General features: G+C 43.0%; 16 protein-coding genes. 6 read left to right on the top strand and 10 right to left on the bottom strand.

Annotated elements, in window-relative coordinates; all coding sequences use genetic code 11:
* Positions 1-63: 63 nt before the first annotated feature.
* Positions 64-1095 (bottom strand): diacylglycerol kinase family protein, encoded by a 1032-nt coding sequence (locus tag DW036_RS12720; RefSeq protein ID WP_007218543.1) that lies wholly within the window; start codon positions 1093-1095, stop codon positions 64-66.
* A gap of 210 nt (positions 1096-1305) precedes the next feature.
* On the opposite strand from DW036_RS12720, the gene DW036_RS12715 reads away from it, so the two are divergent.
* Complete coding sequence (locus DW036_RS12715; RefSeq protein ID WP_007214203.1) at positions 1306-2493, top strand: aminotransferase class I/II-fold pyridoxal phosphate-dependent enzyme; 1188 nt, start codon at positions 1306-1308, stop codon at positions 2491-2493.
* A 106-nt stretch (positions 2494-2599) separates the two neighbouring features.
* Entirely contained in the window at positions 2600-3751 is a 1152-nt protein-coding gene (locus DW036_RS12710; protein WP_118464720.1) for an acyltransferase, read from the top strand.
* Positions 3752-4088: 337 nt separating this feature from the next.
* Here the strand turns inward: DW036_RS12710 and DW036_RS12705 are convergent, their stop codons facing one another.
* The 4 genes from DW036_RS12705 to DW036_RS12690 all read right to left on the bottom strand — a co-directional run bounded on the left by DW036_RS12705 (position 4089) and on the right by DW036_RS12690 (position 8633).
* Entirely contained in the window at positions 4089-5234 is a 1146-nt protein-coding gene (locus DW036_RS12705) for an OprO/OprP family phosphate-selective porin (RefSeq protein ID WP_118464719.1), read from the bottom strand.
* Positions 5234-6322 carry a 2-aminoethylphosphonate--pyruvate transaminase gene (locus DW036_RS12700; RefSeq protein WP_118464718.1) on the bottom strand — a complete coding sequence of 363 codons (1089 nt, stop codon included), beginning with the start codon at positions 6320-6322 and terminating at the stop codon, positions 5234-5236. The genes DW036_RS12705 and DW036_RS12700 overlap by 1 nt, the downstream gene beginning before the upstream one ends.
* Positions 6323-6344: 22 nt before the next feature.
* Positions 6345-7142 (bottom strand): phosphonoacetaldehyde hydrolase, encoded by a 798-nt coding sequence (phnX, locus tag DW036_RS12695; protein WP_118464717.1) that lies wholly within the window; start codon positions 7140-7142, stop codon positions 6345-6347.
* Between the two features lie 135 nt (positions 7143-7277).
* Positions 7278-8633, bottom strand: a complete 1356-nt coding sequence (locus tag DW036_RS12690; protein ID WP_118464716.1) for a DUF5690 family protein — start codon at positions 8631-8633, stop codon at positions 7278-7280.
* Positions 8634-8819: 186 nt separating this feature from the next.
* On the opposite strand from DW036_RS12690, the gene DW036_RS12685 reads away from it, so the two are divergent.
* The 4 genes from DW036_RS12685 to DW036_RS12670 all read left to right on the top strand — a co-directional run bounded on the left by DW036_RS12685 (position 8820) and on the right by DW036_RS12670 (position 12148).
* Positions 8820-9701, top strand: a complete 882-nt coding sequence (locus tag DW036_RS12685) for a hypothetical protein (protein WP_118464715.1) — start codon at positions 8820-8822, stop codon at positions 9699-9701.
* Between the two features lie 130 nt (positions 9702-9831).
* Positions 9832-10518: a hypothetical protein gene (locus DW036_RS12680; RefSeq protein ID WP_007214195.1), complete on the top strand. Its 687-nt coding sequence runs from the start codon at positions 9832-9834 to the stop codon at positions 10516-10518.
* A 42-nt stretch (positions 10519-10560) separates the two neighbouring features.
* On the top strand, positions 10561-11565 hold the full coding sequence (locus DW036_RS12675) for an aminodeoxychorismate synthase component I (protein WP_118464714.1): 1005 nt from the start codon (positions 10561-10563) through the stop codon (positions 11563-11565).
* On the top strand, positions 11549-12148 hold the full coding sequence (locus DW036_RS12670; RefSeq protein ID WP_118464713.1) for an aminotransferase class IV family protein: 600 nt from the start codon (positions 11549-11551) through the stop codon (positions 12146-12148). The genes DW036_RS12675 and DW036_RS12670 overlap by 17 nt, the downstream gene beginning before the upstream one ends.
* On the opposite strand, the gene DW036_RS12665 is transcribed toward DW036_RS12670, so the two are convergent.
* From DW036_RS12665 to DW036_RS12645, 5 genes are all read right to left on the bottom strand, one after another.
* Positions 12135-14462, bottom strand: coding sequence for an ABC transporter permease (locus tag DW036_RS12665; RefSeq protein WP_118464712.1), 2328 nt, complete (start codon positions 14460-14462; stop codon positions 12135-12137). The genes DW036_RS12670 and DW036_RS12665 overlap by 14 nt on opposite strands.
* Before the next feature lie 252 nt (positions 14463-14714).
* Positions 14715-15389: an ABC transporter ATP-binding protein gene (locus DW036_RS12660; protein WP_007218531.1), complete on the bottom strand. Its 675-nt coding sequence runs from the start codon at positions 15387-15389 to the stop codon at positions 14715-14717.
* Positions 15390-15419: 30 nt separating this feature from the next.
* Positions 15420-17705, bottom strand: a complete 2286-nt coding sequence (locus DW036_RS12655; protein WP_118464711.1) for an ABC transporter permease — start codon at positions 17703-17705, stop codon at positions 15420-15422.
* A gap of 5 nt (positions 17706-17710) precedes the next feature.
* Entirely contained in the window at positions 17711-20107 is a 2397-nt protein-coding gene (locus DW036_RS12650; RefSeq protein ID WP_118464710.1) for an ABC transporter permease, read from the bottom strand.
* A 189-nt stretch (positions 20108-20296) separates the two neighbouring features.
* On the bottom strand, positions 20297-22615 hold the full coding sequence (locus DW036_RS12645) for an ABC transporter permease (RefSeq protein ID WP_118464709.1): 2319 nt from the start codon (positions 22613-22615) through the stop codon (positions 20297-20299).
* Between the last annotated feature and the right edge of the window lie 4 nt (positions 22616-22619).

The following is a 22619-nucleotide window of genomic DNA, read 5'->3' as shown; positions in this document are numbered from 1 at the left end:
GCTGTCGGGGCACACGCTTAATTGCTAATGACGCGCAAAAATACAGATTTATTTTATAAAAACTCAGATTTTAGTTAACTTCTTAATCTGTTCTTTGCTCTTATCCAATATCATCTTATTCTTATGCACAATTTCCTCATTGATCTGCTTCAGGCCATTTATGTAATCCTGTGCTCGTTGCAATACATTCGAAGAGTCTTTTTCGGCATACCGGGGGATGATCACCTGCAATCCTTCTTTGATTACCTTTACGTCGATGTTTTCTCCCATCATCATCGGGTCCCCGTCAAAGTGCACTACTCCCGGTTTGGTACGGTGGATGCGCAGCGTCTGGCAGCGGAAAGTTTTGATGCGGCTGTTTTGGTCTATAGTCTTATTAAACAGTTGGAAAGACAGGGAGGGCACATCCAGCACCGTGAAAGGTTCAAGGATGGTCACGTCCAGTAATCCGTCCGTCAGCATGGCCTGTGGAGCTATGTACGCATTGTTTCCATATTGCGAAGCGTTGCCGCAGGCTATCAGGAAAGCCTTATACTTTAAGGTACCGTCTTCCGTTTCCAGTTCGTAAGTTTCGGGCTGATACTTCAGACTCTCCAGCAGAGTCTTTTCTAAATAGGTAAGAGGGCCTCTCCTGCCCGCCTTTGCAAATTTCAGACTGACAAAAGCATCAAAACCCACACCGCAGGTGCAGAAGAAAGGCACTTCATTGATTTTTCCGTAATCGATGACGTCTATAATTCCTTCGTTGATGATTTCTATCGCCTTTTTAGGCTCCATCGAGATTTGCAGGTGGCGTGCCAGTCCGTTTCCCGAACCACACGGAATGATGCCCAATGCAGTTTTTGTATGTACTAGCGAACGGGCTATTTCGTTGATCGTACCGTCACCGCCAATAGCCACTACGGCATGCACATTTTCCTTTGCTTTTTGTGCAGCAATTTCAACAGCATGTCCGGCATATTCGGTATAGATTACCTCCTGGACATACTTTGCCTTATCCAGCTTTTCATCGAGCAAATGGAGGATTTGCTCTTTGCTCTGCGTGCCGGATTTCGGATTTATAATGAATGATATTTTCTTTTTTTCTTCGTCCATGCAAGGGTTGTTTCACTATGCAATTTTATAAATGGCAAAAGTAATACAAATACTTGAATTTTTAACCATAGAGTGGGCTTTATTCCATAGACAAATATATTTTTTAGTAAAAAAAGAACAGATAAGCACATATTTTGCTATCTTTGCCCCCTGTTTTCAAAAGGCTTGTAACTAAGAGTTAAATATTTCATATTATATAATAAACATTTCATGGGATTACTACAAGACAAATTGGCGAAATACGACCTGCCACAGCAATATATGGCAATGGGCGTATACCCCTATTTCCGCACAATTGACAGCCATCAGGATACTGAGGTGTTGATGGATGGTAAAAAAGTCCTGATGTTCGGTTCGAATGCTTATACGGGACTGACTTACGATAAAAGAATAATAGAAGCCGCAAAAGCTGCCACAGATAAATACGGTACAGGTTGTGCAGGTTCCCGTTTATTAAATGGAACTCTTGATATACACGTAGAGTTGGAAAAAGAACTGGCTGAGTTTGTCGGAAAAGACGATGCGCTCTGTTTTTCCACCGGATTTACTGTAAATGAGGGTGTTATTCCGCAATTGACGGGACGTAACGATTACATTATCTGTGACGACCGCGTGCACGCTTCCATCGTAGATGGTCGCCGCCTCTCCTTTTCTACTCAATTAAAGTACAAACATAACGATATGGCCGATCTGGAAAAAGAACTCCAGAAATGCGAGCCGGATGCTATCAAACTGATTGTGGTGGATAGTGTCTTCTCTATGGAAGGCGACCTTGCCAACCTCCCGGAGATCGTACGTTTGAAGAAGAAATACAATGCCAGCATCATGGTGGACGAAGCGCACGGATTGGGTGTGTTCGGAAAACAGGGACGCGGTGTTTGCGATCATTTCGGTGTGACGGATGATATCGACCTGATTATGGGTACATTCAGCAAGTCACTGGCTTCTATTGGTGGTTTCGTTGCCGGAGATGCTTCGGTAATCAACTGGTTGCGCCACAATGCCCGTTCTTATATATTCCAGGCAAGTAACACGCCTGCTGCTACGGCTGCTGCCCGTGAAGCTCTTCACATCATTATGAACGAGCCGGAACGTCAGCAACGTTTGTGGGATATCACCAACTATGCATTGAAGAAATTCCGTGATGCCGGTTTCGAAATCGGTGAAACTGAATCTCCTATCATTCCGCTGTATGTGCGTGATGCGGAAAAGACATTTATCGTAACTAAGATGGCGTTTGACGAAGGCATCTTCATCAATCCGGTTATTCCGCCCGCTTGTGCACCGCAAGATACGCTGGTACGCGTAGCATTGATGGCTACTCACACCAAAGAGCAGGTAGACTATGCTGTTGAGAAGTTGACGAAATGTTTCCGTGAACTCGGAGTGATTGAATAAGGATTTTCCTGAAATCAGATAAAATGAAAAGAGACTGTCTTTAAAAGGCAGTCTCTTTTTTTGTATCTTTGCCACCTGAAAATATTAACTTAATACTAAGAAACAAATGTCTAATACCCCCTCAGCAGCTTTTTCGGATACCAAGGCGCATTACGATCTTCTGGACGGACTTCGTGGTGTAGCGGCTCTTATGGTAATATGGTATCATATATTCGAAGGCTATGCTTTTGCAAGCGATACCATGATTACAACGTTCAATCATGGATATTTAGCCGTAGATTTTTTCTTTATCCTTTCAGGTTTCGTTATCGGCTATGCCTATGATGACCGTTGGGGTAAGAGTCTTACAATGAAAGATTTCTTTAAGCGTCGTTTGATACGTCTTCATCCTATGGTGATAATGGGGGCTGTTCTGGGTGCTGTTACATTCTGTATTCAGGGTTCCGTGCAATGGGATGGAACGCATATCGGCATTTCCATGATAATGCTGTCTCTGCTCTGCACAATATTCTTTATTCCCGCAATGCCGGGCGTAGGTTATGAAGTTCGTGGCAACGGTGAGATGTTTCCGTTGAATGGGCCTTGCTGGTCATTGTTCTTCGAGTATATAGGTAATATTCTTTATGCCTTGTTTATCCGTCGCTTATCCAAAAAGGCGCTGACTGTGCTTGTTGTATTGTTGGGAGTGGCATTGGTGCTATTCGCAGTCTTCGATGTTTCCGGTTATGGAAATATAGGTGTGGGCTGGACGTTGGACGGTGTCAACTTTGGCGGCGGATTATTGAGAATGTTGTTCCCGTTTTCTGTGGGTATGCTTATGTCGCGTAACTTCAAGCCTATGAAGGTGAAAGGCGCGTTCTGGATATGTACCATTGTATTGATTGCTTTGTTCTCAGTACCCTATCTGGAAGGTGCGGAGCCGATTTGTACAAATGGTCTTTATGAAGCATTTTGTATTATCGTAGCTTTCCCCGCCCTTGTATGGATAGGAGCATCGGGAACTACTACGGATAAAAAGTCAACTCAGATATGTAAGTTCCTGGGAGATATCTCTTATCCGATTTATGTGATACATTATCCGTTCATGTATCTGTTCTATGCATGGCTGATTAAAAATCAACTCTTTACTTTGGGAGAAACCTGGCAGGTTGCTTTATGCGTTTATGCCTTGAATGTAGTGTTGGCTTACCTGTGCTTGAAGCTGTATGATGAGCCTATACGGAAATATTTGGCACAACGGTTTTTAAAGAAGAAGTGATTACGCCCTTTCAGGGTGCAGACACTGGGTTATATACTTACGTAGGGCGATGGCCCTACGCTATATAATTTCAGGCTTTCAGCCTTCCTTTTATAGGTCGTGCCATATCTAATTCTCCTTTCTTTATTAAAGTATTATTTTTTATAGCCTTTCATTTTTTTCGGTTATGAATTAAATGGGTACGCGGACGAACGCGGATTTAAAAAGCTGCGCTATACTATTATAAATAAAAAAATAAAGTCCGCGTTCATCCGCCTTGTCCGTGTCGTCCGCGTATCTATTCATTCATTACTATACCGTTATGAGTTAAATGATATAATCTTTAAGAAAGGAAATATTATAGTATAAACTGGAATCTTGCCTGCAATACACTAAAATTCTTGTCGCTTATCTCCCGAATGTGTTTTCCGGGGATTACATAACTGTAGTTTACTTTAATCCCTATATGCTTGTTTATGTAGTAATTCAATCCCAGAGAAAAATCCTTTTGTGTTCCGCCTAATACTTCCGCAGTTCGGTCGTTCATATCTACGATATTGAAACGTCCGCAGAGTTCGAGCGCACGGCCTACAGGACGGGCAGGACATGCCAGAGCTGCATCATATGCATAAGTATCTCCTATCAGGAGCCACGAACATTGCGCATATCCACCCTGTCCGGTATAGTAGGCAAGGGCGTTCCTGCGTTTCACCTGAGTGCGGATATATTCGCTTTGAAGGAGGAATTTTCCGTAATAGATCAGCAGTTCAGTACCCAGCTTCACTTGATGGCGGGCATTATCCACTTCTGCATAAATCAGGTTACGATTATCGATAGTGCTTACTCCGGCAGATTTATAGACAAAGGTATTCCTGTTATCATCATCCGGCAAAGCACCATCGGGAGTGCGATAGACAGCGGCAATGCCGAGATGCAGTAACTTTCCAGTCTCATTTACAGGTCGGTAAACAAAACGTCCGTCTACGGCATAACCTTGCGAGGTATTCTTTAAGTTACTGATATCGTTGTCGGTAAACAATCCTCCGCAAGCATAATAATGCATAGCATTGTAAGTATAGGCAACTCCCAGACGCCGACTGTTGGTCATGGCAAGCACAGAGCCGGGTGACTGATGGAAACGTAGGTCGAAAGTGCTGCAAAGCATATCCATGGTGAAAGGTTCGTAGAATTGCCCTACCTGGATGATATGCTTACCGGAAGTGTAAGTGGCGAAAGCATCTTTGATAGAAACCTTGCTGCCTACATAGCCTATTTCCACTTTCATGTCCCAGCGCTGGTAAGTGGCCTTCATGCCTATGCGCAGATCATTGAATTCCGTACCGTTACCGAAATGATTGTCATTCCTGAGATAAACACCGCCATCTATAAGCATGCGGCCGGTTACTTTGTACTGTAATTTGTCGGAGAGAGTTTCCTGTGCTGTGGCGGTCAGAGAAGTGATGACCGCCAGCAGGCACAGGGAGGATTTAGAAAGGTAATTCATTAGTAAGAAGTTTGTTGGACTACTTCTATCAGACGTGTGAAATCTTCAGGATGTACATCTCCGATGTTGCCGATGCGGAAAGTATCTGCCTGGGATATCTTGCCCGGATAGATGACAAAACCTTTTTCTTTCAGTTGGGTGTAGAAAGAGTTGAAATCGAAACCTGCTTTCGGATAAAGGAAAGAGGTGATGATGGGCGACTGGAATTCGTCCGGCAGCAAGGTTTTGAAGCCGAGTGCGCGCATTCCTTCTACCAATATGCGGTGGTTTTCGCAATATCTCTTGTGGCGGGCGGCTACTCCCCCCTCTTCTTCCAGTTCGGCAAGTGCTTGCTTGAAGGCTCTTACTACATGGGTGGGTGAAGTAAACCTCCATTTGCCGTGTCCCTTTTCCATCGTCTCCCATTGGTCGTAAATATCGAGTGAGAGTGAACGGGAAACGCCTTTGCAGTGTAACAGTTCGGATTTTCGGGCTATGATAAAACCGAAGCCGGGAACACCCTGGATGCATTTGTTGGCACTGCTGATCATGAAGTCGATACCTAATTCATACATATCCAAAGGCACGCCGCCGAAGCTGCTCATAGCATCTACAATCAGCTTTTTGTTGTGGAGCTTCACAATGTGGGCAATCTCTTTGAGAGGGTTCAGGATACCGGTAGTGGTTTCGCAATGTACTACGGCTACGTGGGTGATATCTGAATTGTTGGACAGGTAATCGTCTACATAGTCAACGGAAACCTGTTCGGTTTCTTCGAAAGCAAGCATATCGTAGTTGATGCCGTGATATTCGGCAATGTGGCCCATACGGTCACCATAAGCGCCATTGCTGAGGATAAGTAGTTTGTGCTTGGGAGTGATAACACTGCCGATAACAGCTTCCACGCAATAAGTGCCGCTTCCCTGCAAGAGTACGGAAGTGTATTCGTCGGTGGCTGTAGTGGCAAGGGCAACGAGGGATTTGCGGATTTCTTCTACAATGTGTACGTTATAGTCGGCGTCCCATGTGCACCAATCGGTCATCATGGCTTCTTTTACGGTTTCTGACGTGGTTAATGGGCCGGGGGTTAATAATAAATAGGGTTTCATATTGGTTTGATATTTAAAAGGATTAATGATTCGTATTCAGTTTATGATTGATAAGTTCTATGATTTTGGGAAGTTCTTCGATGCTGTCCACCACATAGTGGGCACCTGCCAGAAGCATGCGCTGTCTGACTTCTGCTTTCCGAGCAGTGAGCGTTGCGGGAGGCATTTGTTCTACTTCCTCCTGGGTTAGTCCCAGTTCGTTACTGCCGAGTATGACGCCGACGGTCCAGACTTTGGCATTGATACCCTCTTTGATGTCGGCAATGGTGTCACCGTACTTCAGAACACAGTCTGTTGAAGGGATGGCAAGATCGATCATGTTTTGGTAAATCATATAAGGGAAAGGACGTCCGGCAGGCAGGCCGTTGGGAGTGACACACTTGTCGGTGGTGTAACCTTTGCGGGCTGCATTGGGGAGCACTACATCCATCATGGCTTGGGTGTAGCCGGTGGTGGAACCTATTTTGATGCCTTGTTTTCTCAGTTCATTCAGGGTATCGATGACTCCGGGAATGGGGTCGGTGTAGTTTGCCAGGGAAGCAAAAAGGTATTCTTCGAATTTGGCGTTCATATCTATTACGTCCTGTTCGTTCCAGGGGCGGTGATAGAGTTTCTCAAACTCCTCGCCTACTCCGTCCATCTTGAACAGTTCGCGGATGTGGTCTATCTTGGCCATTCCCATAGGGCGGCGGGCTTGTTCCATCGTGATGTTGATGCCTATTTCATTGAAGGCTTTCAGGAAGGCGGCTACCGGAGCGAAACATCCGTAATCGACTGCAGAGCCTGCCCAGTCCATAATGATACATTCTATTCTTTTCATGTTTACTTGTTATTTTATAATGAGTTGTTATTTACCTGTTTAGATTTTTAAGTGCGGATTACGCACCCGGGAAACTGAATACAACCCGCTAAATTATCATTTATTACAACAAGGTGTTCCATTTTCCTTGTTTTTTTAGCTGGGCATCACAGAAAATGCAGATTGCAGCATTTCCGGTTTCTCTTCTACCGCACGTCCGGTGCGCAGGAGTTCTTCTTTCTTATGTCTCTGCACCAGATAGACAATAGAACAGCTGAATGCTACGGTACAGATTATTCCTACATAACCGGACATCTGGTTGTAAAAATCGAGCCAATTGATATCCGTATTAAAGAATTCCTTGAACATCAAGACGAGTACCGTACCGGTATATCCGATGAAATCAATCGTCACAATAAAGAATCCTACATTGCCTTTTATCTTGAAGCATGCTATGAAGCGGTCGAAAAATATGCTTTGAAAACAAAGGTAGGCAATGTAAAGGCTCAGACTCTGGATGAACAACCAAGTCACGGTGCTGAGTTGAAGCGTATCGTAATTGAGTGATACGAAACTCATGGTAGCCGTTCCGGCAACCACCATACTCAGGAGGATGACCAATACTTTGATATTACTCTTTACAAAGACCATCATTCCGAAAAGTGCAAGGATGATAAGAGTAACAACACTGTCTATTTGTGCAAACAGCCAGGAAGAATGTCCGCTCATGTCGATAATCTTCACCAGGAAATCTTCTTTAATATCCCGGAGGATAACCAACAGAAGGTTGGCTACGAACAGGAGGATCAATACGGGCATGAAGTTGCGAAACAGTTCTTTGCGTTGTTTTCCGTTGAGAGTGACACGCTGGCTCTTTTCGGCAATGTCCTGTTGGGTGGGTTGCGGCAGGCGATTCAGGGTGTAACCCAGTAAGGCAAGCAATGGCAGGGCAAAGGCACCGATGAGAGCGGGCATCCAAAACTCTCCTACATGCAGGGTGTTCATAACGAACAGTCCGATAGATTTTGCCACGCCGGAGCTGATGACAATACTGATACCCAAAAGGCTGGCAAGAATATCGGTGGTGCGTCTGCCTTCGATGAAGCTGAATATCACGCCCCACATGCAACCCAGTGACAAACCGTTGAAGAACATGGCGAAGATATTATAAGGAGCAGGCAAGAGTCCGAAGAGAACCAGGGAGAGTTCCGCTACCAGAATGGAAGCCAGGATGAACTTCATGCGGTGCTCCTTCTTTAATTCGGAGATCAACTTGATACCGACAAACTTGGCGATGAGGTAGCCCAGAATCTGAACGGTGGTAACCAGTACTTTATAATCCAATCCGAAAGCATCCAGTCCGTCGAAGGAGGCAGCGGTGAAAGGCTTGCGAAGCGCATATACTAAGGAGTACGAAAGAAGCGCTGCACCTCCTGCCCAAAGTATGAATACAAGATCGGATATTTTCTTGTTTGAAAGTAGTTCCGTTTTAATGTCGGTAATTGTTTTCATTTTATTCTCTTTTGATTTCGAGGGCAAAAGTAGAAGGATGATGTTACAGAAAAAATGAATATTTATTATTAATACATTTAATTATCGGATAGAAAATAAAGTAACATTAATGTAACATTTATGCAATCGGAATATAACACAAGTGGGTGTTCTTTGCAAATTAAAAACCAAAAACACTTACAAAATATGGAGGAACTATTAGAGATATATAAGCGGATAGAAGATCTGCGTAATAAAGGGGTGAAGATGAAAGATATAGCTGATAAAACGAATATGCCCGCCAGTGTGCTGTCTTCTCTCTATTCAAGTGTGCTGCCCACCTTTGCAAGATCGGTAAAGAAAGGAATGACGGAAGAAGAAGCATTGGACTATGCCCTGTCTCAGGTGAATAATGTTTCGAAGAAACGTTTGCTCGGTAACCTTACTGAAATGAAAGGGCAGTTGCTGGAACTGGAACCCGTGACAACCGGTAACCAGAAGGAAATTCCATTCGTCAGAATGTTGACCGAAGAGATGAATCATTCGGCACAGGAAGTGTATAATTATAGTGGTATATATATAAGTTATAGTCTTTCGTCTTCGAGCGATTGCCTGAAGATGGAACCGTATCTGATTAGTGCCTCCGAAAACAATGACTATGTACAGGTGACTCATATGAGCGCTTACAACACAACGCACCGGGGGATCGGGTTATTAAATAATCATCAGAATGCATATATCATCTTCAATGAAAGGGAGGCTCCGCAGCTTGCATTATTCACCATCTATCTGCAACTGCCCATGTACGACTATCCGTCTATGCTGAAAGGGCTTTACCTGAGTCTGGACTATAACCGGAATCCGATAGCCCGGCGGATTGTTTTCGTGAAATATTCCGATAGTACCAGCATGGATGATTTTATAGAACTGAAAGGCGGACTGCTGACCGAGGAAGAACTGACACCGGAGCAAAAGGTCTATTTTGAATATACATGCCGGGACGGGGATTATATAAAAACGTGTACGGTGCCCTCCCCTCACCTGAATGGTGACGATCTGGAAAGGGAGAAGAAGATGCTGAAACTGTGATTCTGCTAATAAGAATACAACGACGGTGTGTCTTTTGTTACAGATTTACAGTTTTTCTTATCATCTTGCTTTGATATTGAAAGTTTTTTAGTATGTTTGCCGCATTATTAATGAAAAACACGTCTTTTCAATGAAAAAGCAAGATTTCCTGTTTATTATTCTGGTGGTGGTGGTCTTTCTACCCTTCTTTTTGAGTGACGCGGTTTATGACTGGTATAAGTCGTTCAATGCTGCACACGGCATGGTGATGAGTTTTCTGAAGTTTGCCATTCTGTCTTCGTTGGGCGAAGTGCTGGGATTACGAATCAGTGCGGGAGTGTACAACCGGAAGGGGTTCGGTATTATTCCGCGCATGGTGGTATGGGGCATACTCGGTATGGGTATCAATGCCGCTATGATTATCTTTTCAAAAGGTGTGCCGCAGTTCATGGAGTATATGGGAATGGCAAATGCTGCCGCAACGTTTACAAGTGAAGCGATGTCTCTCGATAAGGTGCTGGTGGCGCTGGCCATATCGGTAACAATGAACACAATCTTTGCTCCGGTATTCATGACTTTCCATAAAATAACAGATACGCATATCCTGATGTGCGGCGGTTCTATTAAGAGTCTTATCACTCCTATCCCAATGACGAAAATCATCACCGGACTGAACTGGAACGTTCAATGGAACTTCGTTTTTAAGAAGACAATCCCGTTCTTCTGGTATCCTGCACACACCATTACTTTCATGCTTCCGCCGGATATGCGCGTATTGTTTGCGGCATTGCTGGGCATTGTGCTGGGAGTATTGCTGGCAGTGGCGGCACGGAAATAGTTTTTTTATTACCTTTGCTTCCTGCTAAACGAAAATAGATGTATGAAACTATATAGTAAGCAGGAAGCAATCGCACGCATGAATATGCTGGCAGGCTGTTCAAAGTCGTTTGTCTTTCTGATTGATTATTCGCAGGAACAGGTTTATGTGGAAGAGACAGCAGAGGTCTCACCGGAGGAGCTGATATATAACCTGAATGGATTTACGAATGAAGCAGTTGCCGGTTTAACGGATGAATTGCTTCCGGAGAGTTTGCCGGAACAGATAGAATGGATCTCACAGCCTGTTTCTTTTCTGGAATACAGTAGTGCTTTCGGACATGTGAAAAAGAATATTCTTGCCGGAAACAGTTTTCTTACGAATTTAACTTGCCGGACTCCGGTACAAACCAATCTGACTTTAAAGGATATATATTGTAACTCCCGTGCTTTATATAAAGTATGGGTAAAGAATCGTTTTGTAGTTTTCTCTCCGGAGATTTTTGTTCGGATAAAGAAAGGGATTATCAGCTCTTATCCCATGAAAGGTACGATAGACGCTACCCTGCCCGATGCCGTACAAACCTTGATGAATGACAGGAAAGAAGCGGCGGAACATGCTACGATTGTGGATCTGATCAGGAATGATCTGAGTATTGTGGCATCTCATGTCCGGGTGGAGCGTTATCGCTATATAGATGTGTTGCAGACAAATCGAGGACCGATATTGCAGACCAGTTCGGAGATATGCGGTGAACTTCCAGAAGATTACAAACGGCAGTTAGGTGATATTCTTTTCAGTATGTTGCCTGCCGGTTCTATTACCGGTGCACCCAAAAAGAAGACGATGCAGATTATTCGTGAAGCTGAAGGATATGAACGGGGATTCTATACGGGAATAACCGGATATTTCGATGGAGACAATATGGATAGTGCCGTGATGATACGTTTTGTGGAGCAAGAGGCGGACGGAATGTATTTTAAAAGCGGTGGTGGCATTACTTTCAAGAGTGACGCCCACAGTGAATATGAAGAAATGAAACAGAAAATATATGTGCCGATTTATTGAAACGATACAAGTGCATGACGGTAAGTTGCAGAACCTTGCCCATCACAACCGTAGGATGAATGAGACGAGACAGGCGGTTTTCGGAATGGCGGATCAACTGGATATTCTGGATTATACAGGGGATTGTCCTGAAAGCGGTTTTTATAAATGCCGGGTAGTTTATGGCAGAGAAGTATGTGAAGTGGCATTTTCCGCTTATGCAATGAGGACTGTACGTTCGCTCCGGTTGGTCGGTTCGGATACGATTGATTATCGCTACAAAAGTACGGACCGGAAGGAACTGGAAACATTGTATGCCCTGCGCGGCAATCAGGATGATGTATTGATTGTCAGAAACAATCTTTTGACGGATACTTCCATTGCTAATGTGGCGTTAGAAAAAGAGGGAGTCTGGTATACACCGAGGACTCCCCTATTGAAGGGCACAAAACGTGCATTGCTGTTGGAGCGGGGGGTACTGACGGAATGTGATATTCCGTCAGATGAGATTTCCTCCTATTCACATATCGCTTTATTTAATGCGATGATTGATTTTCAGTCTCTGGTTCTGGAGATTAACCGGGATACGGTTATTCGTGTTTGATACTATCCACCGGATTATTTCTTGCTGCCCGATAACTGTTCAAGCATACTGTGAGCAGGGTGATGCAGACAGTGAAGAACAAAGGAAGCAGGATATGAAGGATGCCGATGTGCACATGGTAAGCAAATTGTTGCAGCCAATAATTCATCGGATAGCAGACCAGGGGTACAATGAGTATAAACGCTATACCTATGTAGTACAGGAACGGGCGATTGACAAGCCATACTATTTGCCCGAATGATGCACCGTGAATCTTCCGAATTCCTATTTCGCGTATACGTTGCTGGATAGCATAATGGGTGATGCCGAACAATCCGAACAGTGTGAGGAATAAACTGATTGATGCATACATCAGCAGGATGCGGGAAAAGTCGGTGACTTCCTGATTATTGGAGATCAGTACCTGATAAGGGTCTTCATAATTGAATGGAGTACCGGGATATTTCTTCTCCCATAATCCGCGAAGATGATTGATGACTGCTGTGCGATCTTGTTCGTCAAACTGTAAGGTTAATGTGGTATAGTCATCCTGTGGCATTTCGTGCAGAATCATTCTCAGTGGAAACACATTGTTTGTGAGCGAATATTTCTTGAAATCTTTCATGACACCGATAATAGTACCTTTCTCACTCTTTTCGGGCACGTATTTGGAAATCGGTTGTCCCACCGGGTCTTCTCCTTCGGGCACAAGATAGCGAATGAAGGACTCGTTGATGATGACCGGCACAGAGGTACGGAGTAATAAATGGAATGTTTGTTTGGCATCCAGCAAGTCGAAATCGTATATATCCAGGAAGTCCGGACAGTTTTCATAAAGTTCAAGCATCAGAAGGTCATTCTTCTCACCATTTTGGCGGGGAACGGCCATACTCATGGTATAAAGGCCTGATTGGGAAGATACGACAGACTTCACTCCGGGGATGGATTTAATGTCTTCTATCCAAGTAGATAGAGGGGATTTCCGGGAATCGCCGATTCCAAACTCAACGATTCCTTTGTAGCGGCTTCCCTCCTGCTCTATCAGGTCCATCTGGCTACGGATGATCATAAAAGCACTTAGCAGTCCGATGGAAATCATGAATTGTAAGGTGACCAGTGCTGCTACAATGCGCTGTTTCTTACGACCTGTAAAGAAGCTGCGGTAACGGCTTTCGGACAAGGTCTGTATCTTCCGGCTCATGTATTCTGCCGGAACAACGGATAGAATGATGACAAACAGCAGGATAACAGGGAATACCTGAACGGAGAAAAGATAGGAGAACGACAGATGCGCGGATATTGTTGCATTGAATACTGCTAACAGGTCGCTCATCAACAGAATGGATAACAAGAACGCTGTAATCACCATCAGGAAAGTATCGGCAAAGAGTTGCCAACGGATTTGACGGTGGCTTGCACCTAAAAGGCTTTCAATGTGCAAGGTGCGTATTTGCTTCAATAAGCGTGAAAAACTGAGATTGATATAGTTGAAGCAACCGATGAACAAGATTAATAAAGCAGATAGCAGTCCGACGCTTAACAGGGCCTTTTGCCGATGCTCGATACACTGGTTGCTATCTTGTGTGGTAGTGGTAAAATAGGATTCCTGTAAAGTCTGGGTACGATAATACCCTTTGCCTAATAAAGTGGGAAGCTCGGTTGTCTCGAAGCGTTGGCGAAAGGCGTTGAGGTCTGCTCCTTCTTTGAGAAGTATCGAACAGGTGGTTCCTTCGGGACTTTTTAGATGCGTGAGCAAGTCTGCCTGCAACATGCTTTGCGGTGGCAGGCGGAAGACGGCAGCGATACGGTAGGCACTTTCGCCGGATTGAGGGATATCCAGCAGCTTGCCGAGGCAGTCGGTGGTACCGAAACAACGTTCGGCCAAAGCTTGGCTGATGGCGATGGTTCCCGGGTGAGTCAATACTTCTTCTATTTTTCCTGCAAGGGTTTCGATGGGGATAAATTGGGGCAATGTGCTGTCTGCCGATAGCAGGTTCAGTTCGGAATATTCTTGGTCGCCCACACGGATTTTTGTATGAGTGATAGCTTGTGTGCGTAGTGAAGCTTCTATCTCAGGGAATTGTGAGATGATTTCGGGGACAGATTCGTGGTATACGAATGTTCCCTGCATTTCTTGTTGTGCGAAAGGTAGTGTTTGTGTCAGCCGGAGAATACGGTCACGGTTGGGGTTGTTATACTCGATGTTGTATTCGTATAGGACGAAGGCTGTCAGTAGATTGGTGCATGCGATACCGATAACCAGACTGACAAGAGAAATAGTGACGAACAATTTATTTCGCCACCAGCTACGCAGGACAAACTTCAGAATGTACATGTTCTTTTAGTGATAATATTAATAGGTTTTAGCTCTATCAGGAAGCCTGAAGAGTTTACATTATATAGTGCCGGGAAACCTGAAAGGGCTCGCATTTACAGTACAGAAGCCTGAAAGGCTTACATCATATAGCGTAGGGCATCGCCCTACGTAATAAGTATTCCCATCTCTGAGCCCTGAAAGGGCGAAATAAAATAGTATATCTCCGATTTCGTCCTTTTAGGGTTTAAGTAAAAATGTGTACAATTTGGGTTACAGACTCACCTCTGTCACCACCTGTCCGTCGAACAGATTAATGATACGTCCTGCAAAACCGGCATCGTGCTGTGAGTGGGTTACCATGACGATGGTGGTTCCTTCTTTGTTCAGTTCATTCAGCAGTTCCATCACTTCCTTACCGTTCTTGGAGTCCAGATTACCGGTAGGCTCATCGGCAAGGATCAGCTTCGGATTGGCTACTACGGCACGGGCTATGGCAACACGTTGCTGCTGCCCACCGGAAAGCTGCTGTGGGAAGTGTTTGCTTCGGTGTGTAATGGCCATACGTTCCATAGCTGTTTCCACGCGACGTTTGCGTTCGGCGGAAGGAATGCCCATATAGAGCAACGGAAGTTCGATGTTTTCGTATACGTTCAGTTCGTCAATCAGGTTGAAGCTTTGGAATACGAAACCAATGACACCTTTACGCAGGCTGGTACGTTGTGCCTCGGTGTATTTGGAGACTTCCTTTCCATTGAGGTAGTATTCTCCGCCCGAAGGATTATCGAGCAAGCCGAGAATATTCAGCAATGTAGATTTACCACAACCGGAAGGTCCCATGACTGCGACGAACTCACCTTCTTTCACTTCGATGTTCACATTGTTCAAAGCCCATGTCTGCACTTCTTCTGTCTTGAAGATTTTTTGCAGGTTTACTGTTTTAATCATAATACTGATAATTTTAATTAGTAATATTGTTTATTCGTTTTTTATTATCTCGGCCGGATTGATATGCATGATCCGGTAAATTTTGTATGCGGTGGTGAGGAATATCATGAAGGCTACACTGAAGAATAACAGAATTCCCCAATCCCAGCCTTGTATACATTTCACTGTACCTTCGCCTATTGATAGCAGCATCAGTCGTACTAAAGGATAAGCAACCGCAAAAGCCAGCAGGAAAATCACCAGATAAGCTTTACCGAATATGCCGGCAATGATCCATGGGGTAGCTCCGTTGATTTTACGAATGGCTATTTCCTTCTGTCGGCTGACTGTGTCCATGGAGATGGCCGAATAGATGCTCAGTACGACCAATAGTATACTTACAACGGCCAGGATTGTCATCGCCACTTGTGTCATATACATTGATCCCATCATCGTTTGTTTATTATCAGATAGGGAGCGGATTTCAAGAGGCAAGGTTATGGGTACGTAGTTACGACAGATATCAGTGATGCGCCGGATACTTTTGGCAGCGTTTGTACCCGGTGCCAGCTTGACATAGAAATACCTGAAATGGTTACTGGGGAAAAATACCGAACCGATGGTTCCTCTTCCCTGAGTTTCTTTATAGAGCTCTTTGAAAGTACCGATGATGCGGTAACTTTGGCCCTCAATCTCTACTCTGTCTTGCACGTTGTCCTTATCCAGTTGCTGTCTGAAGGCCTCACTGACATAAACGGTACCTTCTGCATCTCCATTCACTTCTTTTCCTTGCAATGGGATGTTCAGGAATTTAAAGTAACTCGGAGTTCCCATTGCTATGTCAATCATGACCTCCGATTGGTCAGCTTTCTTATAGGTGCGCATAAAATGATTTCCACTTTGCAAATCATCTGTCATGGTCAGTGTCTCTATACACTCCGGCAATGCTTGAATATCAGATAATATAGGGTTTATGTGCTGCCACATACGTTGGCTGTTCACCTTCAGGGAAATGATATTTTCTTCTTCTTCGGATGTAAGCGGATTGTATGCCTGACCGAACACTTCGTGCCACACCATATTGACGCCGAGTGTACTGCCCACAAAGAAAATGGCAATACCTAACTGCAACCACATCATAATTGAACGGAAAATATGACGGCTACGGTTATTGTTGATTTGGCTGATTATGCTCACTTGCCGTAAACGGCGGATAGGAAACCATATTACGAGCATACATATCATCAGAAGTGCAATATATATTTGAAACTGTACAACGTAGATAGATGACAAGGGTAAATCGGGCATATCATGGCTTGGAATGTATATTTCCGCAAGATTTATCATGAGTTCCGTTAAAAACAGAGATAAAAGAAATGCGGTGGACATCATCCAAAATACTTCAGCAAAAAGGAGCAGGAACAGTCCTTTTATCTCGGATCCCATACATTTGCGAAGCGCCACTTCACGCTGACGATTATAGAACATCTGAATGATGAACTTAAGGAAATTAATCAGCCCTGAAACCAGGATAAGTGAGGCTATGAATAGTATCAGAAACTGCACCATTGTCAGTTCTTTGTCCTGCCGCATACTGAACGCGGCGTAAGGGTGTACGGTGTCCTCATTCCGTTGCCACGTTATGGACTGTAGACTATTGTTTAGCATTTCCATAGTTGCCTTAGGTGATAGATAACCTTGTACACTCAAGGCGTCATAAGTCATGATTTCATAGGAGAAATAACAATCGACTTTGGGGTCTTGCAGTCCGTTATCTTCCACTACATTCACGACTTTAAAGCTCTGTATTGTATTTTCCGCTATACTTTGTGGGTTAGCAAGGCGTATGGTTGTTCCAATGGGATTTGCAGTACCGTACGCTTTGCTCGCAAATTTATGGGATAATACCACTTCATCAGGTACTTTGGGAAGTCGGCTGCCATGTAGCAATTTTCTGTTGTTATAGGAGAAAAAGTTACTGTTAACCCCTCTATAGCCTATCAGAAAAGGTAAGTTACGTTGCTCGTTATCAATGACTTCTATTTCCGTAGAATTGTTAAAGGATTGTATGGTCAGGCATTCTAAACCACTGATAGATTGCTCTTCCAGTCGCTTTATTTCACTAGTTCGAAAAAAAGGACTTTGTTTCTGGTTGACTGTTATTCTTATCCGTCGCTCGCTGTCAGGTAAGTTTTCAAGTTTGGCCCATTCCTGCATGAAAAAGCATACAATGGTATAGCATACGATTCCCACTGCCAGGCAGAGGGCGGAAATGAAACTGTGAGTCTTGTACTTCAGCAGATTTCGTAGAGCAACTTTCAAATAATGTAATACCATTGTTCTTATTCGTTTTTAATCACTTCCGCCGGATTAGTTTTTGCTATCCGCAAGATACGGAAAAGTATTGTAAAGCCTGTAATAAAAGTAACAATCAAGAATATGCAGAGCCAGAAAAGCAGACCGCAGTCAAAGAATACCGTATACATTTGCTTCCATAACATCAATACAACATATACAAGCGGGAATGCAACGATGGCACTACACGATAACAAGATAATATACAGGCGGGCAAACAACAGGATAATCTGCGGAACATCTGCCCCATTTACTTTACGGATAGCAACTTCTTTCTGACGTCGTTCTGTATCGAGCGTGATGCTGGAGTACACACCTAATAGTGTGATAATAATGCTGATAACTGCAAAGAACAAAATGATGTCTTTCAGATTGCACTCAAGAGCCTGCGAAACATGGATATCATCCAGGAACGTTTTAGCCTGATAAGTTATATTTTCAGGAAGCATCTCGCGGTAGACTTTCTCAATCCATCGGGCTACTTCCTTTTGCTGGTCCGGATGACTCTTTATGTAACAATGGCCTATGTAGACTGAAGAATCATAAGGCAGGAAAGCATATCCACTACTTCGGTTATATACATCGGCCTGAAAAGGTGCGGATATTCCGCAGATTGTGTAGTCGGTATTAGCGCTATACAAGTTCATACCGATTATATCTTTCTTCTGCATCTCCTGCCAGATTTTATCCACTACAATTTCATTTTTCGTTTGAGGAAGTCTTCCTTGTTCTATGGGAATATTCATGAAAGAGAAGAAATTGGAGGGTACAGCCATGATACTAATATCAATCCAAGAGTTCTTATTTCCCTTTTCGGTTGTTAACCCATTGCCCGACATTCCTTGCATATAACCGATATCTGATAACAGGATTTCTTTCACTCCGGCATGTTGTTTAAAACGCTCTATCAACGCCAACTTTTCCTCGTTCTTCATAAAGGGATAGTCCAGGGGAATACTAAGAATCTCCGACTTTTCTTTTTGACTTAGCGTATGGATTAAACTATTGGTCGTTTTCTCTGCTTGAAGATATAAAGCGGCCGTCAGGGATGCAAATATCCAGCAAATAAAGAACTGGATACCCAGCATAAGGTTACGTCCCCATTGCTTACCTCTGCGTTTATTGTTTCCATAAATACCTGTTTGCACGGTAATGCGACGAATACGAATGGACACAGATAAACATATAAGGACGCAGAGTATGATAAGAAGAGCGATATATTGTAGAGCATGTATTAAAAGCATTTCAGAGGTAAAGGTCATTGCAAAGCCCGGCAAAGAGAAATTCATGTGATTCCCCAATAATTCTATGCCTGATAATACCAGTATGGAGGATATGGATATGACGATCAATGACTGTGTGAATAGTAAACAGAAAAGTTGTTTCCAGTTGCATCCTATCATTTTCATGATACTGTATTCCTTGGTGCGGTTGAAGAAAGAACCGATAAGGAAATGGAAGAAGTTGATCAACCCTACCAATAATATCAATGTACCTATAATTCCGGTAACTAATCCCAGATAGGAAGCACCTTGTTGTTTCAATCTGGCTCCCATACTACTGGCAATGACAGTGTAAGCTTCGCCATACAAAGTATAAGTATAGTCTCTTTTTGAGAATTGCTTTTCTAAATCGGTACATGTAGTTTGTGGTGATAACAGTACGTAGGTATTGGCTCCCGTCATGTTATGCCGTTTGGGACTTTGTAGAAGTCCTTCACTATCGTTTACGGTCAGCATATCTACGTTTTGCATAAAATCCAAACTATTGTTCAGAGGGATATCTTTCATTACTGCTTGAATGGTATAGACGATACCTCCTGTTTTCGGGGTGCTTTCAGGAGAAGTATTGAGCCTTCTCATGAGAGTCATATGTTTGCCGATAGCACTTTCTGCATTACCGAATATTTTAATGGCCATAGATTGGCTCAGGATAACGGAGTTAAGAGACTGACTTGCCATTTTCCAATGTCCTGCTACCATTTCCGGAGTGAAGATTTTATTGTAGCAAGTATCTATTTCAATCGTTTCAAGCTCATAGGGTAGCGTCTTTTCCGGAGATAACTCTACATAATAAGGGCGTTCGCGAGGATAGGTTACGGATGAAATGGCTTCTGTTTCTCCCAAAGCCCATGTACGCAATTCTTCGGCTAGAGGAACCGGAGAACCGGAAAAATATCTGTCTGCCTTACCGTCATAGAGGTTTAATTCTGCTATGCGATCATGATTAGCAAAACAATGGTCTGTGCTTTCTACAAAGCGACTGCAATATATGCAGACACAGAAGCAGAGCAAACCTACTGCCAATCCGATGATGGAAATGATATTTTGTGTCTTATGCTTACACAAGTTTCTGAATGCTATTTTGAAATAATGGAGTATCATGGTGTATTAGTTGCTATTATTTTGATTAAGTGATAAAAGTATATTCTTGTACATAGTATATTCATTTTGATAATAAGTTTTCAAATCCTATGCCAAAGTTGTAATGGTTTGTATGCTAGAGATATATGCATTATATTGATACTTAATAAGTGTGCTATACTGCACATAAATAGTGCGAATACGCACCATCTATTCACTCTTTATCACTTCCGCCGGATTCTGCCGTGCAGCCTGCCATACGCGCCAACCGATACATAACAGAATAAGTAAACCTATCCCACTAAATATAGCCAGATATATCCATACACTGATTGCTGTTTGTTCTATATAGCTTTCCAACCATTTTTTCATCAAAGCGTATCCTATAGGAAATGCTATCACTGATGCTGCAACGAGTAATATAAAATACTCTTTTACAAACATGGCAAGTATTTCTTTTACAGATGCTCCGTTTACTTTGCGGATGGCTATTTCTTTGCGCCGCTGCTCGCAACTTAGCGTAATGAAAGAGAATATTCCGAAAGCGGCAATGAGTACGCAAATAATTGAGGCAAAGCCAAGCAGCTTCAATAATAACGTTTCGGATTTCAGGAACTTAGAGTACTCCTCTTCTATATTGAGAAGAGAATGATATTCATTACTGCCAGTTGAGATTTTGGCATATACATCATCTACTCGCTTTTTAAGATCATCCCATGTTCCTGCCCGATATTTTATCAAGATATCACCATAGTTGGCATCGGAACCGGAACCTCCCAAACCTCCTTTATTGCAGAATAAAGTAGGTGCTGCCGGAATTGTAGGTGCTGTGATATGGAAGTCTTTGACGATCCCGACAATTGTAACTCCTTGGTGAATATTGATTTTCTTACCTATCGGATCATCTAAGCCTAATCTTCTTGCACAAGTCTCGTTGATGATAGCCTTATCTGCATCATCCGGTTTTAGCATTTCACCTTCTATTAGTTTCAGGTTGTAGAAATTGATAAATTCCCTCCCTTCTCTTATGCAGGTGATATCTATTCTATCTGCCTTATCCGTACTTTTCTTTCCTTCCCAGCTATCTGTACTATAAGTTAGTGTACTATATCTTGGAAACAAGGATTCACATCCCTTCAGTGTCTCTACAATACATGGCATCTTATCTATTTCGGCACTGGCGGCAGCGTAAGATTCCGGAGAAACATATTGTCTTAATACTGCTGTATTCTTTCTTTCCCAACCAATGTCACCATTTGCCAGATGATTGAGTTGCTTCATAAGAATGCTTACGCAAAAGATAAATAAGATACATATTATCAATTGGAATGCTATACTACATTTGCGGAATCGGAACAGACTGCCGGATTGTCTGTGGTATCGGCGGACAATAAAAGGTATTAATAGGATATAGGATATGAAAAGGATGCCTGTAAAATAGAGGAATGATTCTCCATAAATATCTCCATTAATTTCTGATAGTTCTCTGAATTTCGGAAGTGATAATTCAATGAGTGTCATCCCTACAAGGCCGGATAAAAGCAGCACAAATAAATATTCGGTCCCCAAAAGTATGAATAAATTTCGAATGGATGAACCACATACTTTTCTTAATTCAATTTCCCTGTTCCGCGTGCGCATACGGGTGATAAACAAGGAAAGATAGTTGAACAATGCGCAAAGTATAATCATGCCGCTTGCTATGGAGAAAAGTACTAAATAATTAAATTTAAGGGCCAGCTTTTCATTAATGGCAGAGTAAGGGTACTGGGTTAATGGAATTATCTTATATTTTTCGAAAGGTTTGGAATACCATTGGTTTCCGGATTCGTAGTTTTTCATTTTTTCCTGAAATGATATAGCATCTACTCCTTTACGTAGCCGAACGTAGGTTTGAAATCTATGTACTCCCCATTCGCTTTTTACTTTTTGAAATTGTGATGACATTGTCCATGCAGCAAAATAGAGATTACTATGTTTCTCTACATTTTTCAGAATAGCACAGACTGTCTTAGATGCATTTCCAATTTCGATCTCTTGTCCCAAGACTTCAGTTGAACCGAACAATGACATCGCAGTCTCTTCTGTTAGTGCAATTTTATTATCAGAATAAAGAAATTCCATACTTCCAGATAATATGGAGCTAGGGCGGAACATCTCTAAAAATGTAGAGTCAGCATACATGCAATTAACTTTTGCATTTTTCCCCTCCTTGGTTTTCAGTTCTGTTTCGTTCTGGTAAACTGCACACACAGCTTCTACTTCCGGAAATTCTTGCCGGAGTGTAGTAGCCAACATATATGAACTGTATGTACTGAATGTTGATTCATTGAAAGTGGATTCCTGGTAAAGCAAATGAGTTCGTTCCACACCTTCATAGAATTTGTCATACGTAATTTCGTAGTGTATCCACAGATTTGAGAGTGCGAAGCAAGTGAATCCTACCGCCAGACCTATAATACTAATAATACTCTGTGTCTTGTATTTCAGTATATTACGAAACGCTATCTTGCAATAATGCTGTATCATGTCT

It is taken from the genome of Bacteroides sp. AF39-11AC, from assembly GCF_003474285.1.
Lineage (GTDB): Bacteria > Bacteroidota > Bacteroidia > Bacteroidales > Bacteroidaceae > Bacteroides.
The sequence above is the reverse complement of the archived record's forward strand: the minus strand, read 5'-3'. Positions and strand labels throughout refer to the sequence as shown.

What these genes read in the sequence shown, in the direction of transcription:
- DW036_RS12645 (WP_118464709.1), bottom strand. Translation starts at nt 22,615, where the DNA reads ATGATACAGCATTATTGCAAGATAGCGTTTCGTAATATACTGAAATAC.
- DW036_RS12715 (WP_007214203.1), top strand. Translation starts at nt 1,306, where the DNA reads ATGGGATTACTACAAGACAAATTGGCGAAATACGACCTGCCACAGCAA.
- DW036_RS12655 (WP_118464711.1), bottom strand. Translation starts at nt 17,705, where the DNA reads ATGGTATTACATTATTTGAAAGTTGCTCTACGAAATCTGCTGAAGTAC.
- DW036_RS12690 (WP_118464716.1), bottom strand. Translation starts at nt 8,633, where the DNA reads ATGAAAACAATTACCGACATTAAAACGGAACTACTTTCAAACAAGAAA.
- DW036_RS12720 (WP_007218543.1), bottom strand. Translation starts at nt 1,095, where the DNA reads ATGGACGAAGAAAAAAAGAAAATATCATTCATTATAAATCCGAAATCC.
- DW036_RS12675 (WP_118464714.1), top strand. Translation starts at nt 10,561, where the DNA reads ATGAAACTATATAGTAAGCAGGAAGCAATCGCACGCATGAATATGCTG.
- DW036_RS12665 (WP_118464712.1), bottom strand. Translation starts at nt 14,462, where the DNA reads ATGTACATTCTGAAGTTTGTCCTGCGTAGCTGGTGGCGAAATAAATTG.
- DW036_RS12650 (WP_118464710.1), bottom strand. Translation starts at nt 20,107, where the DNA reads ATGATACTCCATTATTTCAAAATAGCATTCAGAAACTTGTGTAAGCAT.
- phnX (WP_118464717.1), bottom strand. Translation starts at nt 7,142, where the DNA reads ATGAAAAGAATAGAATGTATCATTATGGACTGGGCAGGCTCTGCAGTC.
- DW036_RS12705 (WP_118464719.1), bottom strand. Translation starts at nt 5,234, where the DNA reads ATGAATTACCTTTCTAAATCCTCCCTGTGCCTGCTGGCGGTCATCACT.
- DW036_RS12680 (WP_007214195.1), top strand. Translation starts at nt 9,832, where the DNA reads ATGAAAAAGCAAGATTTCCTGTTTATTATTCTGGTGGTGGTGGTCTTT.
- DW036_RS12710 (WP_118464720.1), top strand. Translation starts at nt 2,600, where the DNA reads ATGTCTAATACCCCCTCAGCAGCTTTTTCGGATACCAAGGCGCATTAC.
- DW036_RS12685 (WP_118464715.1), top strand. Translation starts at nt 8,820, where the DNA reads ATGGAGGAACTATTAGAGATATATAAGCGGATAGAAGATCTGCGTAAT.
- DW036_RS12660 (WP_007218531.1), bottom strand. Translation starts at nt 15,389, where the DNA reads ATGATTAAAACAGTAAACCTGCAAAAAATCTTCAAGACAGAAGAAGTG.
- DW036_RS12670 (WP_118464713.1), top strand. Translation starts at nt 11,549, where the DNA reads ATGTGCCGATTTATTGAAACGATACAAGTGCATGACGGTAAGTTGCAG.
- DW036_RS12700 (WP_118464718.1), bottom strand. Translation starts at nt 6,322, where the DNA reads ATGAAACCCTATTTATTATTAACCCCCGGCCCATTAACCACGTCAGAA.